At 59.9% G+C, this 16,571-nt stretch carries 14 protein-coding genes and 1 tRNA gene; 5 read left to right on the top strand and 10 right to left on the bottom strand.

Going from position 1 to position 16,571, the window contains the following annotated elements; translation table 11 throughout:
- Positions 1-286: 286 nt before the first annotated feature.
- From HHA01_RS02545 to HHA01_RS02535, 3 genes are all read left to right on the top strand, one after another.
- A complete protein-coding gene (locus HHA01_RS02545; protein WP_141317535.1) occupies positions 287-1,831 on the top strand; it encodes a BCCT family transporter in 1,545 nt (514 codons plus the stop codon).
- Positions 1,831-3,855, top strand: a complete 2,025-nt coding sequence (locus HHA01_RS02540) for a CocE/NonD family hydrolase (RefSeq protein ID WP_141317534.1) — start codon at positions 1,831-1,833, stop codon at positions 3,853-3,855. Before HHA01_RS02545 ends, HHA01_RS02540 begins: the two co-directional genes overlap by 1 nt.
- 82 nt (positions 3,856-3,937) lie before the next feature.
- Positions 3,938-4,852: a LysR substrate-binding domain-containing protein gene (locus tag HHA01_RS02535; protein WP_141317533.1), complete on the top strand. Its 915-nt coding sequence runs from the start codon at positions 3,938-3,940 to the stop codon at positions 4,850-4,852.
- Between the two features lie 42 nt (positions 4,853-4,894).
- Here HHA01_RS02535 and HHA01_RS02530 read toward each other — a convergent pair whose 3' ends face one another.
- The 8 genes from HHA01_RS02530 to HHA01_RS02495 form a co-directional block, all read right to left on the bottom strand.
- On the bottom strand, positions 4,895-5,302 hold the full coding sequence (locus HHA01_RS02530) for a DUF2000 family protein (protein ID WP_141317532.1): 408 nt from the start codon (positions 5,300-5,302) through the stop codon (positions 4,895-4,897).
- 51 nt (positions 5,303-5,353) lie between these two features.
- A complete protein-coding gene (locus HHA01_RS02525; RefSeq protein WP_141317531.1) occupies positions 5,354-5,956 on the bottom strand; it encodes a LysE family translocator in 603 nt (200 codons plus the stop codon).
- A gap of 104 nt (positions 5,957-6,060) precedes the next feature.
- The gene (locus HHA01_RS02520; RefSeq protein WP_141317530.1) at positions 6,061-6,891 is read right to left on the bottom strand and encodes an AraC family transcriptional regulator; all 831 of its coding nucleotides are present in this window, start codon (positions 6,889-6,891) and stop codon (positions 6,061-6,063) included.
- A gap of 225 nt (positions 6,892-7,116) precedes the next feature.
- The gene (locus HHA01_RS02515) at positions 7,117-8,643 is read right to left on the bottom strand and encodes a tripartite tricarboxylate transporter permease (protein ID WP_141317529.1); all 1,527 of its coding nucleotides are present in this window, start codon (positions 8,641-8,643) and stop codon (positions 7,117-7,119) included.
- 5 nt (positions 8,644-8,648) lie between these two features.
- Positions 8,649-9,206, bottom strand: a complete 558-nt coding sequence (locus HHA01_RS02510; RefSeq protein WP_141317528.1) for a tripartite tricarboxylate transporter TctB family protein — start codon at positions 9,204-9,206, stop codon at positions 8,649-8,651.
- Between the two features lie 33 nt (positions 9,207-9,239).
- A complete protein-coding gene (locus tag HHA01_RS02505) occupies positions 9,240-10,220 on the bottom strand; it encodes a Bug family tripartite tricarboxylate transporter substrate binding protein (RefSeq protein ID WP_141317527.1) in 981 nt (326 codons plus the stop codon).
- Positions 10,221-10,656: 436 nt separating this feature from the next.
- On the bottom strand, positions 10,657-10,890 hold the full coding sequence (locus tag HHA01_RS14890) for a YMGG-like glycine zipper-containing protein (protein WP_141317526.1): 234 nt from the start codon (positions 10,888-10,890) through the stop codon (positions 10,657-10,659).
- A gap of 429 nt (positions 10,891-11,319) precedes the next feature.
- Positions 11,320-11,736 (bottom strand): VOC family protein, encoded by a 417-nt coding sequence (locus tag HHA01_RS02495; RefSeq protein WP_141317525.1) that lies wholly within the window; start codon positions 11,734-11,736, stop codon positions 11,320-11,322.
- Between the two features lie 142 nt (positions 11,737-11,878).
- Here HHA01_RS02495 and HHA01_RS02490 point away from each other — a divergent pair, with 142 nt between their 5' ends.
- Positions 11,879-12,784: an AraC family transcriptional regulator gene (locus HHA01_RS02490; RefSeq protein ID WP_174787704.1), complete on the top strand. Its 906-nt coding sequence runs from the start codon at positions 11,879-11,881 to the stop codon at positions 12,782-12,784.
- 167 nt (positions 12,785-12,951) lie between these two features.
- Here the strand turns inward: HHA01_RS02490 and HHA01_RS02485 are convergent.
- Both HHA01_RS02485 and HHA01_RS02480 read right to left on the bottom strand, forming a co-directional pair.
- Positions 12,952-13,028: transfer RNA gene (locus HHA01_RS02485), tRNA-Ile, on the bottom strand.
- 71 nt (positions 13,029-13,099) lie between these two features.
- Positions 13,100-14,137: a hypothetical protein gene (locus HHA01_RS02480; protein ID WP_141317524.1), complete on the bottom strand. Its 1,038-nt coding sequence runs from the start codon at positions 14,135-14,137 to the stop codon at positions 13,100-13,102.
- 229 nt (positions 14,138-14,366) lie between these two features.
- Between HHA01_RS02480 and HHA01_RS02475 the strand changes: the two genes are divergently transcribed.
- Positions 14,367-16,523: a TonB-dependent receptor gene (locus tag HHA01_RS02475; protein WP_141317523.1), complete on the top strand. Its 2,157-nt coding sequence runs from the start codon at positions 14,367-14,369 to the stop codon at positions 16,521-16,523.
- The last annotated feature ends 48 nt before the right edge of the window (positions 16,524-16,571 follow it).

The raw sequence follows: 16,571 nt of genomic DNA, 5'->3' as shown, positions 1-16,571 counted from the left end.
TGTGTCGAGATCCGCTTCACGAGGCTTATGACTCTTGGGCAGCACGGCTCGCTCATAGCACCAGCATCCACGATTCGTTTCCGAATTCTCTTCCAGGCCACCTTCACGAGATTGGTCAAATCGCTGGTACGAATGACGCGGACTGACTCCCCTCATGGATGGGCCATGCCTCAGGTGCATACCCTCATGTTCAAATTATGTTTGCCACCCACCATGCATAAGCCAGTAGGTTAGTAAGCCATGTACAAAAAGCATAACTCACCGACCACAACAACGGAGACATATAATGCAGACCTCGCTGAGGCCGCTGGTATTCTGGCCGACCTTCATCGTGCTGATGGTGGCAGTTGTCGCCAGTTACGTTGACCTGGATGCCTTCTTGGCAAGCACCAGTGCGCTGAATGATGCCGTACTGGCCAACTTTTCCTGGCTGTTCTCCCTGGGCAGCTGTTACCTGCTGGTCATGGCGGTGATCGTTTACTTTTCGCCTCTGGGGCGAATCCGTATCGGTGGCGCCCATGCCAAACCCTTGCTGTCGCGCCTGCGCTGGTTCTCGATCACCCTGTGCACGACGCTCGCGGTGGGTGTGCTGTTCTGGACGACCGCCGAGCCGCTCTACCACTTCATGGGACCACCATCCTCGAGCGGGCTGGAAGCCGGCTCCAGTGACGCGATGACCTTCGCCATGTCGACCATGTTCCTGCACTGGTCATTCACGCCCTACGCCATCTATGCCGTACCCGCACTGATATTCGCGCTCGCTTTCTACAATCTACGCTTGCGCTTCTCGATCTCGAGCATGCTCGAACCTCTCTTCGGCCCAGGTGTAAAACGCTTCGCCGGACTGATCGATGCCGTCTCGCTCTATGCACTGGTTGCTGGCATGGCCTCATCACTGGGTACCGGCGCATTGACGCTTGCCGGAGGTGCAGGCCAGTACTTGGGAGGTGAAACCACCCCCTTGCGCCTGGGTGTGATTATCGCGGTGATCGTCGTCACCTTCGTGCTCTCGGCTGCCAGTGGACTTCAAAAAGGCATCGCCCGCCTGTCATCCCTCAACGCCATACTGCTGATGGTGCTTGGCATCTTCATGTTCATTATAGGTCCCACCATTTTCAGCCTTGCGCTGGGGGTGGAGTCGTTCGGGATCTACCTGGATAACTTCTTCAGCAAGAGCCTGTTCACTGGAGCTGCAGCTGATGACAAGTGGCCGCAGTGGTGGTCGATCTTCTACTGGGCGGTATGGTTTGCCTGGGCACCCGTGGCCGCACTCTTCCTGGGCAAGATTTCTCAGGGGTATACCGTGAAGGAGTTTCTGCGCGTCAACCTGCTTTACCCTGCCTTGTTCGCCAGCGTGTGGATCATCATCTTCTCGGGCGCCGCACTCTATTACCAGGCCAACACCGGCGTCGACCTGCATGCGATTCTGAATGACCGTGGCGTCGAGCACGTGCTTTACGAACTGTTCCGCGAGCTCCCGCTGTCCGGCATCTGGATTCCGGTTCTGCTGTTCATCGCCTACATCTCCTACGTTACCGCCGCTGACTCCCAGACCGATGCCATCGGCAACCTCTGTACACGCGGACTGACGGCAGACTCCGACCTCAATGCCGGCATCACCATGAAAATCATCTGGGGTGTCATTGTCGGTGCGGTCTCCTGGGTAATGGTCAGCTTCGTCGGCATCGACGGTATCAAGATGCTTTCCAATCTCGGGGGGCTGCCTTCACTGCTGATCGTCCTGCTGGCCACCGGTTCACTCTGGATCTGGTTACAACATCCGGAACGTCTTGAAGCCGTTCCCACACCCACACGTGCCGAGAAAGACTGATGCATATCAAAGAAGATTTTCCCCGCCGCGTGCGTGAAATCGAAAACGCCTGGATCCCTTTGGCAGACGGCACCTATCTGGCCGCCAGGATCTGGCTACCGGAAGACGCCGAGACACACCCGGTACCGGCCATCCTGGAATACCTGCCCTACCGCAAGCGCGACGGCACGGCCATTCGCGACGAGCTGACGCACCCTTATTTTGCGGGTCACGGTTATGCCAGCATTCGCGTCGACATGCGCGGCAACGGCGAGTCCGAGGGGCTGATGGAAGATGAGTATGCCCCTCAGGAACAGGCCGATGCCTTGGAAGTGATCGACTGGATCGTCAAGCAGCCATGGTGCTCCGGCAACCTCGGCATGATGGGTATCTCCTGGGGAGGCTTCAACGGCCTGCAGGTCGCCGCCCTGAAACCGGAACCGCTCAAGGCGATCATCACGCTGTGCTCCACCGACGACCGTTTTGCCGACGACGTGCATTACAAGGGCGGCAACATGCTCCTGGAGAATCTCGCCTGGTCAGCCACCATGATGAGTTTCTCTGCCGCCGTTCCGGACCCTGCGCTGGTCGGCGACCGCTGGCGTGACATGTGGCAGCATCGCCTCGATAACATGCCATTGCTGGCCGATAACTGGATCAGCCACCAGTATCGTGATGACTACTGGAAGCATGGCTCCATCAACGAGAATTACGCGGATATCGAAGCAGCGGTCTACATGATCAGCGGCTGGGGGGATTCCTACACCAACACCATCCCACGAATGATGGAGCACCTCTCCTGCCCCAGGAAGGCGCTGCTGGGCCCCTGGATGCACAAGTATCCCCACTTCGCCATTCCCGACCCGGCCATCGGTTTTCTACAGGAGGCCCTGCGCTGGTGGGACTACTGGCTCAAGGACATCGAGACCGGCATCATGGATGAACCGGCCTGTACCTTTTACCTCCAGGATGGCCTGCCACCGGCGACCAAGTATCTCGAACGTCCGGGTCAATGGGTTCACACCAGTGACTGGCCGGCGCCTTCCGATCAGGTCGAGACGACCCGGTTGCTGCTGGGAGATCATGGCCTGACAGGCACTATTGCGCTCAGCGAAGACCGACTCATCGCGTCACCTCTGACCATGGGTTCACTCCAGGGTGAGTACATCCCGCTGTGGTTCGGGGCCGACTTTCCGCCCGACCAGCGTCGCGACGATGGCCTCTCCGTGACGTTCGACTCCGAAGTCTATGACAAAGGCCTCGACATTCTCGGTCAACCGACCGTTGCACTGACGCTCTCCAGCGCCGAAGCCTGCGGTCAGTTGCACGTACGTCTATGCGATGTCTCCCCCAGTGGTGAAAGCACCCTGATCACCTACGGCACACTCAATCTAAACCTGCGCAATGACCAGGGCCATGTGGCTGCGCCCATACCCGGCGAGCCGATGGACATACGTGTCGCCATGGACTTGATCGGCTATCGGCTGCCCGAGGGGCATCGGCTTCGCGTAGCGCTGTCCAGTGCCAGCTTCCCGCTTGTCTGGTCTCCCCGCAAACGCGCCGATCTGACGCTGAAAGCTGGGTCACCGGTCCTCGAGTTGCCACTTTGCCAAGCGCCTTTCGTGCCCATGCCTTTTGAACCACCGGAAAGTGCCACACCCTGCCGCCTGGAGACATTACGCAAGGGAGAGCCAAAACGTACCATCAGCGAGGACGTGGGCAGTGGCGAAGTAACCCTTACCATAGAAGATGACATGGGGGATGTTCGCTTCGAAGACCACGGCTTACGTGTTGAGCAGCAGGGCAAGGAAATCTACACAAGCCACCCAACGGATGCTACTCGCACCCGGGCGGATATCGTATGGACTTACAAGGCCTGTCGTCAGCAAGGCGATGGTCAATTCAACGTCGAGGTCACCAGTCGTCATCACCTGCGTTGTGATGAAAGCACTTTCTACCTGACGGCCAGTCAGATCGCCCATGAAGATGGCATCCAGGTCAGCGAGAAAACCTGGGAGCGCGAGATCCCCAGAACCGCAACCTGATAGCCACGCCAGACGAAAGCCCGGAGACACGGGCTTTCATGCTATGATCCGTGGTCGTAAGTTCACGGTCACGGATTCCTGTATGCCCAAGGGCAATGACCTTCCCCCCATGTCCTGCCTGCATGCCTTCGAAGCCACGGCCCGTCATGGCAGCTTCACCCAGGCCGGCAGCGAACTGAACCTGACCCAGAGTGCAGTCAGCCGACAGATCAGGCGTCTCGAGGAAGACCTCGGGCGGCCGCTTTTCGAACGCCATCACGACGGACTTAGCCTGACACCGGCCGGCAGGCACTATGCCATGGTCATTCAGCGCATACTCCGCGAACTGAGTGACGAGACGGCAAGCCTGCGGCGACGTGGCAACGATCGTCAGTTGACCCTGGCCGCCAGCCCGACCGTGGCTTCGACCTGGCTGGCCCGTCAGCTGCCTCACTTTCAGCATGCACACCCGGATATCGAGATCCGCATTCTGACCGTCGAGGACCCCAACCGGCTCGATCTGGCCGAATTCGACCTTGGCATCTACTACCACGTGCCAGACGAAGTCGACCCACCCGGCCTGACCGCCGAAGCGATTTTCGATCAGGAAAGCGTCAGCGCCGTTTGCAGCCCCATCTACCTGGAACGACATGGCGGCATTCGTGATGCCAGCGACCTGCTGCAACGACATACCCTGATGGTCGTCGAGGATCACTTCCATGACTGGCTGACCTGGGAGACCTGGTACCGCTCGCTCGAGCTGGCATGGCAGCCCCCCGCCAGTACCTTCCGCGCCAACAGCTACCAACTGTTGATGAACGCAACCATGGCCGGCCAGGGAGTGACACTGGGCTGGACGCGACTCCTGGCCGAGGAGCTCCAGCAGGGAATACTCGTGCATGCCCTGCCGCATGCCTTGCCCAGCCGTGGACAACTTTCCCTGCTGCTACCTCAGCATCGTCACTTGAGTGTTGCCATGCAGACATTTCGCCAGTGGCTATTGACGTCGAAGGCGTAATCCGGCATCCCTGCGATTCTCACCACTGTTCTGCCCCTGGCCTCACGCATGCCGCCTGGCACCCTTGCTGATCTTGTCGGCGATTTTCTTCTCGGTGCGAAAGGCAATGCCGGCCACATTCTCTTCATCCGGGCCGTGTTCGGCGAACACGCTGCGGTTGGCCGCGTCGTTGCCGGTGGCAAACATCTCGTCGATATAGACGGCACTCTCCACGCCACGCGAATTGGCGCGACGCCTGGCGTTTCTCAGCACGGCGGCCGAGCCGGAAAGCACCATCACCGGCTCGCCCGCCAAGCGGTGGTGCCGGTTGCCTTCGGCATCTGCATAGGGCTCGCCGATGATCTCCTGGTGCTCGGCCGCCAACCCGCTCATCAGAAAAGCCGTGACATTGAGCTTCTGCCATACGGCCAGGTCCTCACGGACCATGACGACGATTCGCGTATCCTGCATAAGATCAACTCCTGATCGAGGCCTGATGCATCGCCACATCAAGCACGGAGGTCAGTGGAAGAGTCCCCACCAGGTCATCCCCAACAGCATCGTCGCCATCACCCGGTTGAAGATCACTCGACGGCGCGGCGTTGCCAGCCAGCGAGCGGCGCCACGCCCCATGAGGCCCCAGAGCGTCATCGAGATGACGGCCAGCACGAAGAAGATCAACGCCATCAGCATCACGGTCATCAGTGAGGCATCCGGGCCGGCAAACATCGCGAAGACCGACAGCCCCATCATCCACACCTTGGGGTTGATCACCTGCAGGCCGACCACTCGGGCCACGCCAACCTGAAATGTGGGCGCGACCTGGCCCTCGCTGTCATCAGCAGGCGGCGACGCCGAAGCGAGTCGCCAGGCCAACCACGTCAACCAGGCGCCACCCAGCCAGGACAACAGCTCGCGCAGCCAGGGCGTTGCCTGTAGAAAACTCGCGGCACCGGCGCCGGCCATAAGCACAATCAGCGCCGCACTGGCACAGGCCGCAACCACCACGGGCAGCACCCGGCGCATACTCACCTGCCCCGCCATGGCCATAACCAGCAGATTGGTCGGCCCGGGGCTGGCCGTCGCGGCAAACGCGAACAGGGTGTAAGGCAACCATTGCGACATGGTGTCGAGCTCCTGAATGAGGACACTCGTATTGTCGCCGTGGGTTACCACCGAGTCTGGAAGGTTTGTGCAGTGCGTAGGGGAGGCTGATATCAGCCCGGGAGTCAGCCGCCCCGGCAGCGCTGACGATAGTCGGCCGGCGTGACCCCATAGGCGCGCCGGAACCAGCGCCCCAGATGACTCTGATCGGCGAACCCAAGCTGGCTGGCCACCGTTACCGGCGTCTCGCCGGCCGCCAGACGGCGGCGTGCATGGTTGAGGCGCAACTGCACCAGATAGGCATGCGGAGCAATGCCAAATGCCTGCTTGAAGGCACGGCTGAGCCGATAACGATTCACGCCACTGGCCACCGCCAGCGCTTCCAGGCTGATGTCCTGTTCGACATGGGCATGCAGATAATCGCGGGCGCGCAGCGCCGCTGCCGGCAAGCGAGGGTGATCGGTGCTCTGCGGAACCGCACCCAGATGCGGTACCAGCCCCTCAATAAGCTGGTCGAGCGCCGTATCGCGCATGATCCGCCAGGGCTGCTGACGCAGCGCACTGAAGGCCGTCAGGATAGTGCGACTCAAGCGCGGATCATCGGCCAGCGTCGCGGAAAAGCCGGGATAGCGCTCGGTCGGCGCCACGCCATGCTGCTCGCGCAGGCTGCGATCCAGCCAGTCAGGATCCAGATACAGCATGGAATACGTGAACCCATCCTCTTCCGGCGCATGCCCGTCATGGACCTCCCCCGGCTCGATGAGTATCAGGCGCCCCGGTGTGCTGCGGTGGCGCGAGTGCCGACAGGTGAACTGCTGCAGACCCTGTTCGGTCACTCCGACCAGATAGCTATCGTGCCAGTGCGGATCATAGGCATGACCCTGAAAATGCGCACGCACCGTCTCGATGCCCGTGGCACTATCCTGCTCAAGATCGACCCAACTGGACTCGGGCATGATGGCCTCTCCGCACCCGCTCATGGACTCAACAGACCATGATGCAGCACGGGACGCAAGAACGTCTGGAAGGTTTGTGCACTATACAAGCCACTGATGCGCTGCTTCTGGTCAGTCACATGCTGCCGACCGCGCGAGAGGGCCTTTGTAACGATCAACAGGGTCATCAGGACAAAAAGAACGCGCCACAACCGTGATTGTGGCGCTTCAACATCCTACCCGGATTTAATCCGACATTGCCTTGAGAGGGTTTTCCCGAGGCTTGCGGATCACCATGAAGTAGAAGAAGACGGCGGTCAGGGCAATGAAGAACAGGCTATCCGGACTGGTCAGGAAAACCGTTGGACTGCCGTCATTGATCGAGAGTGCACGGCGGCAGTATTCCTCAAGACTTGGCCCCAGCACAAAACCCAGCAGCAGGCAGACCGTGGGATATTTCTGCTTGCGCAGAAAATAGGCCAGTACACCGAACACCAGCGCCAGAGCCATCTGGAAGGTCGAGTACGTGGCGACATAACTGCCCACCAGGGCCACCACCGCGATGCTCGAATAGAGAACGTCGCGACGAATCGACACGATCTTCAGGAAGTACGGCCCCAACAAGTAAAGCGTCAGTGGTACCAGAATCAAGGCACTGACAAAGAGCGAAGCGAACATCGGGGCAATCAGGTCAAGCTGCTGGGTCATGAACTGCGGTCCAGGCTGCAGACCGTTGATTACCAGTACACCGAGAACGATGGCCGTCGTAGGGTCCCCGGGGATACCAAAGGTCAGCATCGGGACGAAGGCGCCACCACACATGGAGTTGTTGGCACACTCGGCTGATGCGATGCCTTCGGGATTCCCCTTGCCATAACGCTCAGGGTGCTTGGAGGAGCGCATCGATTCAGCATAGGAGACAAAAGCTGCCATCGAGCCACCGGCACCCGGTAGAATACCCACTGCATAACCAATGACCGCGCTTTTCAGATAGCGCAAAAAACCGATTTCCCGCACTTCGGACAACGGCGGAATGAAATCACGGCGTTTGACCTTCGCGGCTTGAAGCTTGCTGGGGTCTACCGTACGAGCACTCCGGCTATCGGCCTGGATCAGTAGCTCGCTGATCGCAAACGTCCCGATAATCAAGGGCATCATGTCGATTCCCTGCACCAGCACGCTGCTGCCGAAGGTAAAGCGGGCCAACGGCTGCACTACATCGATCCCTACCGTCGCGACCATCACGCCGAGCAGAGTGGCGACCATCCCCTTCGTGACCGAACCGCGTTGAGAAATGATGATCACGATGAGCGCGAAGGCGATCAAGGAGAACTTGCCCGGGGTGCGAATCAGCAATGCCACATCGGCTGCCAGGGGCGACAGTACCATCAACAGCAAAGCACCTACTGAACCACCAATCATCGACCCCAGTGCAGCGTGTCCCAGGGCCTTGGCACCTTCACCACGTTGCTGCATCGGATACCCCTCCAACGCCGTCATCATCGACGCGGGCGCACCGGGGATGTTGATCGTCGTGGCGGTGATACTGCCGCTGCACATACCCGCCATGAAAATGCTGGCACATGCCACCAGTGCCGTGGTGACATCAAGGCTGTAAGTCAGAGGAAGCAGCAGCGCGATGGCCAGAACTGACGTCAGGCCCGGCACGGCACCGAACAATGTTCCGATCAGGAAGCCGCCAACCATGTAGAGAAGCGTTTCGGGATTGGCGAGGGCAGCGAATCCGCCTAGAAGACCGTATAGAGATTCCATGATCATTAACTCCAGAGGGTCGGAAGACGAACCTGGAAAAAGACCTCAAACAGCAGGTATCCGGCCCCGGTAATCGCACAGGTGGCGACCAGTCGCATCAGCCAGTTCTTCGCCGAACCACTGCCGAACTGGAACATCAGCAGCAACACGTAAAAGAAGGTCGATACGAAATAACCGATCAGATCGAAGGCCAGCAGATATCCGGCCGTAAGCAGGACGACACTGATGGCCCCCACCGAAATACCGCCATAGGTCTTGCTCAATTCGGCATCGTCGTCGGGCTCGGCATCAGGCACCTTCTTTTCCTCGCTGCGGGTACGATGAACATCCTGTGCCATCGCAGAAACCAGAGCGACCAACATAAGCACTGCGGTCAATATGGGAAAGAAAGAGGCTGTCATGTTGCCCTCTTTCATGGGCGGACCAAGCTGCAGCGCCGAGATCAGATAAATCACCGTGATCACAGCCAATACAGCCGGGACATAGAATCCACCGCCTAGAGAAAGCCGTTTGGAAGACATATCAAAACCTGTTAGCACATCATTGCGCCATGCGAGATGCATGGCGCGGTAACGGCAAGAATCGGTATTGGAGATTTACTTCTCCAACACGCCCTTTTCGACCAGATTATCCATGGTGTCGAAGAGCTGCTGTTGAGTATCACGCGACCATTGCGTGACCTCATCAGAGCCCAACCAGGCCGCGGTCACGCCAATATCGGTCAGCCATTGCTGGAATTCCTCACTTTCGTAGGCCTCGTGATACGTGTCTTCCAGCGTCTCGATCACGTCATCCGGTGTTTGGGCAGGCGCCACCAGAGTGATGAAGCTGCCCATTTGCAAGTCCAGCCCGGTATCGGTCTCGGTGACCGGCGGAACATTCGGGAAGCCTTTATTCTGCGTGTCGGAGAACTCGACAAGCCCACGGGCCTGCCCCGACTCGATCAGCGGCGCAAGATCCCCCAGGCTCGTGACGACAGCATCGACCTCCCCGTTGAGCAATGCCTCTTTCTGGGTGGCAGCGCTGTTGTCATAGGAGATCACCTTGAACTCGGCACCGGTCTGATTCTGTAGCTGCAGCAGTGTCAGATGGGTTCTCGCCCCCATGTTCTGGATGCCGACGCGAATGCTGCCAGGGTCATCCTTGGCAGCCGCAATCAAGTCGCCCAGTGTTTCATAAGGCGCATCATCAGCGACGGTGATCGCATCGGCTTCCTTGGTGATGCGGGCGATCATTTTCATCCGGTCCATGCTGAAGCCAGGCAGCATCTCTTTCCAGGGAATGGTGATGATGCTGTCATAGGTAATGGCAGCGATTGTCTGCCCATCCGGCCGCGCGTCCATCAATTGCAGCAGACCAGTAGCTGTCATGCCTCCGGCGACATTCTCTACATACATCGAAACGGGAAAGGATTCTTCCGCAATATTGGAGATCTTGCGCACGATAGCATCGGTACCGCCACCGGCAGCCGCGGGCACGATGACACGAACATCCCGATTGGGATAATCCGCCTGAGCGGTGCCAGCAGCCATCGTTGATATGCAAGCGACTGCTAAAAGTGTTTTTTGTAATTTCATGGCTTACTCCTTATTGAGTTAATCGACTATCCGACAGCCCTGAGCGAGGTATTCGCACCACCCTCGCAAGCCTCGATTGGCTCTCTCGGCAGCCGGAAAACCAGCATTTTCAGTATGAGAAGGCTTTAATGTCATACATCATACAAATAAGCTAGAACCCAAGGCCATGAACGGCAATACAACAAAGGTCTCGTATAGACTAAAACAGTAGTGTCAACAGTGTAGATAAAGAAGCTCTCAAGGGGTTGCCGGACAACCCGGCAGGACAAGTGGCTCGACAGTGGGGCACAGATGGTGGGCCCAGATGGAAGCGAACCTGCAACTATCGGCACAGTTCGGCATCATCGAGGACTCATCACGAGTCGCGCCCACGATGTGAAGCATTTCTTGATAGCGTCGGGCAGCACCCGACGCCGGCCAATGCGCAGCGGGAGCCTCAATCGTCCAGGTCGATGTCACCCTCGTCTGTTGCCGCCCCAGTGGCAGCGCCTGCACCGGCACCAATGACAGCCCCCTGGGAGACATCGCCGCCCGTTACGGCAGCGGCTGCACCGCCCACGGCCGCTCCCACACCTGCTCCACTGAGCGCACGCTCACCTGTCGATGTGCCGCAAGCAGAAAGTCCGAGGGCCAGCAGCCCAGCCAGTAGTCCTGATTTCAGTACACGCATGATGGCTCTCCCGTGAGTAATGAGCCCTCATGATAGCAAGCCTGTTAACTAATGCCCTGTGGCATGGCAGCGACACCCGGTGCAATTTCCAAGAATGTCGCCCTCTTCCCGGGACAGCGCAACTTCTCTTGCCATGGTGCGAGAGAACACCTCTAATACGGTGGAGACGATGGCGAACATGGTGGCGGTCACCATCGCTCAAGCTCGTCAGTCCCCCAGGGCCACATGCCGCCGCCCGGAGAATGTCGGATCTGGTATTCGGACCGGCCTGCTGGCCAGCAACCACCACCCGGCCCATGCCACGAGCTTCGCTACCAGGTTCCGACCGATGCACGACTGATTGCTGGGTAGCCAAGAGTCCATCCCTGGCCACGCGTTCCTCCCTGGATGCAGCATTTACCATCCGTGGCGCCGTAGATCAGGAGTTTTTCATTGGGCGTGCTGCCAGTTCTTGTAGACAAATTCGAGACTGTAGCCATCTGGATCCATAACATTGGCGGCGTAATAATTGGGATCATAATGCAGCCGCGCCCCGGGTGCGCCGTTATCAATGGAACCATTCTCGATAGCACCGTTCTCGATGGCCGCGGCGTAGGCCGCCTCCACTTCCGCCTTGCTGTTCGCCACGAAACCGACGTGAACGGCTTCCCCTTCTACCACTCCCTCACGTAGCCAGAAGAACATCCGGCCATTGGCGCCGAAACCCTTGAGATCCGGGTGGCCCGGTGGGCCGTCTTTGCCGTCGTAATCGAGCCGAGCCGTGATCCCCAGAGGGGCAAGTGTAGCCTCATAGAAGCGAATCGAGCGTTCGATATCGCTGACGGAAAGAAAGAGATGATCAAGCATGTAGTAGCCTCACTGTGCAGACGATGTCGCCAGCAACTACTATAGATCTTTCGCCTATAAGGGACTCAGCCGTTCCTGCTCGAAACCTGCCTGTTTCTGCTAGGTACTTGCGTGGACACTCCCCGCCCACATGGGAAGCCTCATGAACGATCAACTGCTCGAGCTTCGCTCTTTGGCTGCCAAGGCCGAGAACCGTCGCACCGAAACGGGCATCCCGCGCGTGGCCATGATCCAGAGCAAGATCCCGGAACATATGCTGGCCGCCGTCTACGACCCGATGATCAACCTGATCCTGCAAGGCAGCAAGACGATGACTATCGGCGACCGCACGCTACGCTATGACCCGGCCACGTACTTCGTCATGTCCATCGAGTTGCCTGCAGTGGGCACGCTCCATCCTGCGGTTTCGGGAGAGCCCTACCTCGCGCTAAGCCTGGCGCTCGACCCCACGGTACTTGCGACATTGCTGACCGACTTGCGCTCGCCCGCCCGGCATAGCGAGAACGAAAGCGACGACGACAACAATGCCGGATTTTCGGTAGCTGCGGTCACACCAGCATTGATGGACGCGTGGCTACGCATGCTGCGGTTGATAGACAACCCCGACGAAATCGTGGCCCTGGCGCCCGTGTACGAGCGAGAGATTCTCTACCGCGTGCTGCAAGGACCCCACGGCTGGATGCTACGCAACATCGCGGCGCCGGATACGGCCATGACGCGGGTCAGTCTGGCCATTCAGCGGATTCGCCGGGATTTCGCCGAGCCGATCCGAGTGGAGACGCTAGCCGAGAAAGCGGCGATGAGCGTGTCTTCCTTCCATCGACACTTCAAGGCAGTCACCACGCTGAGTCCGTTGCAGTACCAGAAGCGGGTTCGCTTGCTCCACGCAAGGATGCTCATGGTGGCCGGTGCCAACAGCGTGACCAACGCAGCCTTCGAGGTCGGCTATGAAAGCGCCACACAGTTCAGCCGCGATTACGCCCGAGTCTTCAAACTCTCTCCCGCCCGGGATGCTTCGAGAATTCAGAAGGAGATGAAAAGCCAGTAAGCTCGATAGCGTCGGTAAACGCTCATCGTCTGCCGAACGCCGCCTGCTCGCTGGATAACGGATTGAAGCAGTAACATTCGCCCCAGGATCGAGCGTGGGCAAAATGTGGACACTGCATCGAAAGGAACAAAATCAGGAAGGAAAAACGAAGCTAAGCACTTGTTCTATGGTGGGCCCAGGCGGACTCGAACCGCCGACCAAGGGATTATGAGTCCCCTGCTCTAACCAACTGAGCTATAGGCCCTGACAGCGCGGACGCATGATACCGAAAGCCGCTGGCGTAGGCCAGCGGCAATTGGCCTGAACAGCTCGCGTTCAGGTGAGTTGGAGGATGGTGTACGGCGCTTCGCAGGCGTGGCGTTCGTCGCGTTCGTCGATGCCGCCGAGCTCCAGGTTGCGGTCGTTGTCGTAGGCGACGAACAGGCGTTCGCGGTCGAGCACGGCGAGACCTTCGGCCTTGTGTTCGAACTCCAGCGGCGAGCCGTCGGGATGGGTGACCATCTCGGGAGCACCGCCCTCGCGCAGGTCGTCGAGGCTGATCACCCAGAGGTAGCCGCCGATGTGCTCTTCACCTTCCACTTCGGTCTCGAAGCTGGTCAGCAGGTAGAGCCGGGCGTGGTAGGGGTCGTATTCCAGGCTGGAAAGCCCGCATTCGAAGCGCACGCCGTCGTGCTGATCGGGGTCGAAGGCATAGTGCTCGCGCACGGCGTCGATGAACTCGATGTTGCCGTGATCGTTGATCTGGTAGTGGGCGCCCACCAGGCGGCTGACGTATTCGAAGTCGTCGAAGCTGTTGCCCTGCTCGCGCACGCCGAACAGAAGCAGGCCGTCGCCGCGCTCGCCGGGCACGGCGGCGAGTCCCTCGATCTTGTAGTAAGGGTGGCCGATGGCTCCGGTCAGCTTGCGGCGCAGCTCCAGGGAGCCTTCCACGCCGTCGCGCGGGTCCGGGTCGACTACCTGCACCTCCTCGGGGCGGCCCAGCGGCCAGATCAGCAGGTGATTGTAGTCGTTGAGGTCATTGGTGGTCTCGTCGATGCGGTCGAAGCCGGTGGTCGCCAGTACATGACGGAAGTCGGTGGTCAGGGCCATGTCCTCGTACTTCACCGCCTGCTTGAGCATGTCGGTAGTGAGGAATTCCAATGCGCTGTCGTCCGGGCCGTCGGCGTTCATCGGCATGGCAAAGACGGCGGAGCGCCCTTCCCCGGGCACCGGTTTGTCGCTGGCCAGCACGAGGCGCTCACCGTCGTACAGGGCGGCGGAGACTTCGGCGTTGACCAGCTCACCTTTCTCGTCACGCAGTCCGGCCGGAAAGCAGTGAATCACGCCTTGCTGTTGAATGCGGGCTTGCGTCATGCGGCCTCCTGATAGGTCGGTTTCGTCCTTGGGTGTGGTCACAGGCTACTACGCGCGCCCTGCTGAGGACCACTGGTGGAAGCGCTACTATTTTATGAATAACAATACTTATCAATACGTTTACAATTCATTATAGTGGCGCCGGGCGGGAACGCTGCGTTTCCGTTTCGACAACACCAGAACGACATCATATACGCCAATGGCCACTGCAATATCACAAGGGCGCATCATGCATTTCCCGACGTCTGACTCACCGATACGCTTTTCCCGGGCGCACCGCCCCCTCACGCTGGCGAGCATTGCTGCCCTGTTCGGCGCCCTGCCCGCCCTGGCGCTGGCCCAGGACACAACCGAACAAGACACCATGGTGGTGGTCGGCTCGCGCACGCCGTCCGAGATCAGCCAGATTCCCGGCGCGGTCTGGGTGATCGGTCAGCAGGATCTGCGCGAGCAGTTGCGCGCCGGCGCGGACCTGAAGACGGCGCTGGGCAAGCTGGTGCCGGGGCTCGACCTGGCGCCCCAGGGTCGCACCAACTATGGCCAGAACATGCGCGGCCGCAGTACTCAGGTACTGATCGATGGCGTCTCGCTGAACAGCTCGCGGGGCATCTCGCGCCAGTTCGATTCCATCGACCCGTTCAACATCGAGCGCGTCGAGGTGCTGTCCGGCGCCAGCAGTCTCTACGGCGGCGGCGCGACCGGTGGTCTGATCAACATCATCACCAAGAAGGGTGAACGCGAGGGCTTTCACCTGGCGACCGAGACCAGCGTGACCTCCGGTTTCAACGAGGACGACGACCTGAGCTATCGCCTGGCGCAGTCGATCAGCGGCGGCACCGAGAAGATCAAGGGGCGTATCTCGGCGGCCTATGAGGAACAGGGCCGCCACTATGATGCCAGTGGCCAGGAGATCTTCCCGGATATCGCTCAGACCGACCTGCAGGGTAACCGCAGAATCGATGTCATGGGCAGCCTGGATATCCAGCTGACCGAACAGCAGAGCCTGCAGATGGCCGCGCAGTTGTTTGATTCCGGTTTCGAGGGCGATCGCGGTGTCTACTTCCCCAACCTGGATGCTGCCTCACCGAACCTGGGCGACGCCGAGACCCGCGATGGCTACTCTTCGGATCGCAATCCGGCCACCGAGCGCAGGATGGTCAATCTGCAGTACCACCATGGCGACCTGCTCGGCCAGGACTTCTATCTTCAGGCCTTCCATCGCGAGGAAGAAGCCAGCTTCCAGGCCTTCCCCTACCCGGCAGCCGATGGCGGCTATGAGTTCCGGGCCTCGAAGCAGAACACCGATCTCTCGGGCCTCAAGGCGCTGTTCGATGCCGACCTGAGCGACAGCCTATCGCTGACCTATGGGGTGGATGTGGATCGCGAGACCTTCGATGCCAGCCAGATGTTCTTCGACAAGGCGATCTCGGATGCCAGCGGAGGCCTGGTGCAGCAGAACGCCGGGGTCGAGCCGCGCTACCCGAGCTATCAGGTCGACGGCCTCTCCGGCTTTGCCCAGAGCGAATGGCAGGTCAGCGACGGGCTGCAACTCTCGGCGGGCGTACGCCAGCAGCACATGGATGTGGAGGTCGAAGACTTCCAGGGTATTCCTGGCGGCAAGAATGACTACAACGCCACCCTGCTCAACGCCAGCGCCCTCTACGACTTCGGCAACGGCCATCAGAACTGGCTGCAGTTCAGCCAGGGCTTCGAGCTGCCCGACCCGGCCAAGTACTACGGCAAGAGCGCCGAAGTGAGCGTCGCCGAGAACCCGCTCTCCGCCATCAAGACCGACCAGGTCGAGATCGGCTGGCGTTATCGCGGTGCCGACTGGATGACCCAGGCGGCCCTCTACTACGCCTGGTCCGACAAGGCCGTGGAGAATGGCGAGGATCTCAGCGTCAATGTGGTCGATCAGAAGAAGCGCGACTTCGGCTTCGAGGGCTCGGTGAAGCGCTACTTCGACAATGGCCTGGAGCTGGGCACCACCCTGCACATGGTGCGCTCGGAGCAGAAAAACGCCAACGGCGACTGGCAGAAGCGCGACGCCCGCTACGCCTCGCTCTCCTCCGCCACGGCCTTCATCGGCTGGAAGGCCCCCAATGGCCAGCGTTCGGCGCGCCTGCAGGCCAGCCATGCCTTCGACCTGGAGGATGCCGCGGATCGTGAGATCAAAGGCTATACCACCCTGGACCTGTCGCTGAGCCAGGCCCTGCCGGTGGGCGAAGTCAGCCTCGGCGTCTCCAACCTGCTCGACGAGCAGTATTCCACCGTCTGGGGCCAGCGCGCGGCGATGTTCTACTCGCCCTACTACGGCCCGGAGTACCTCTACGACTACCAGGCACGCGGTCGCACCTTCACGCTCGGCTGGTCGATGAGCTACTGAAGGCTTCCTGATGGATGACGGCACTCGAGCCGGCCCGGTGGTAGCATC

The organism is Halomonas halmophila (assembly GCF_006540005.1).
Classification (GTDB): domain Bacteria; phylum Pseudomonadota; class Gammaproteobacteria; order Pseudomonadales; family Halomonadaceae; genus Halomonas; species Halomonas halmophila.
The sequence above is the reverse complement of the archived record's forward strand: the minus strand, read 5'-3'. Positions and strand labels throughout refer to the sequence as shown.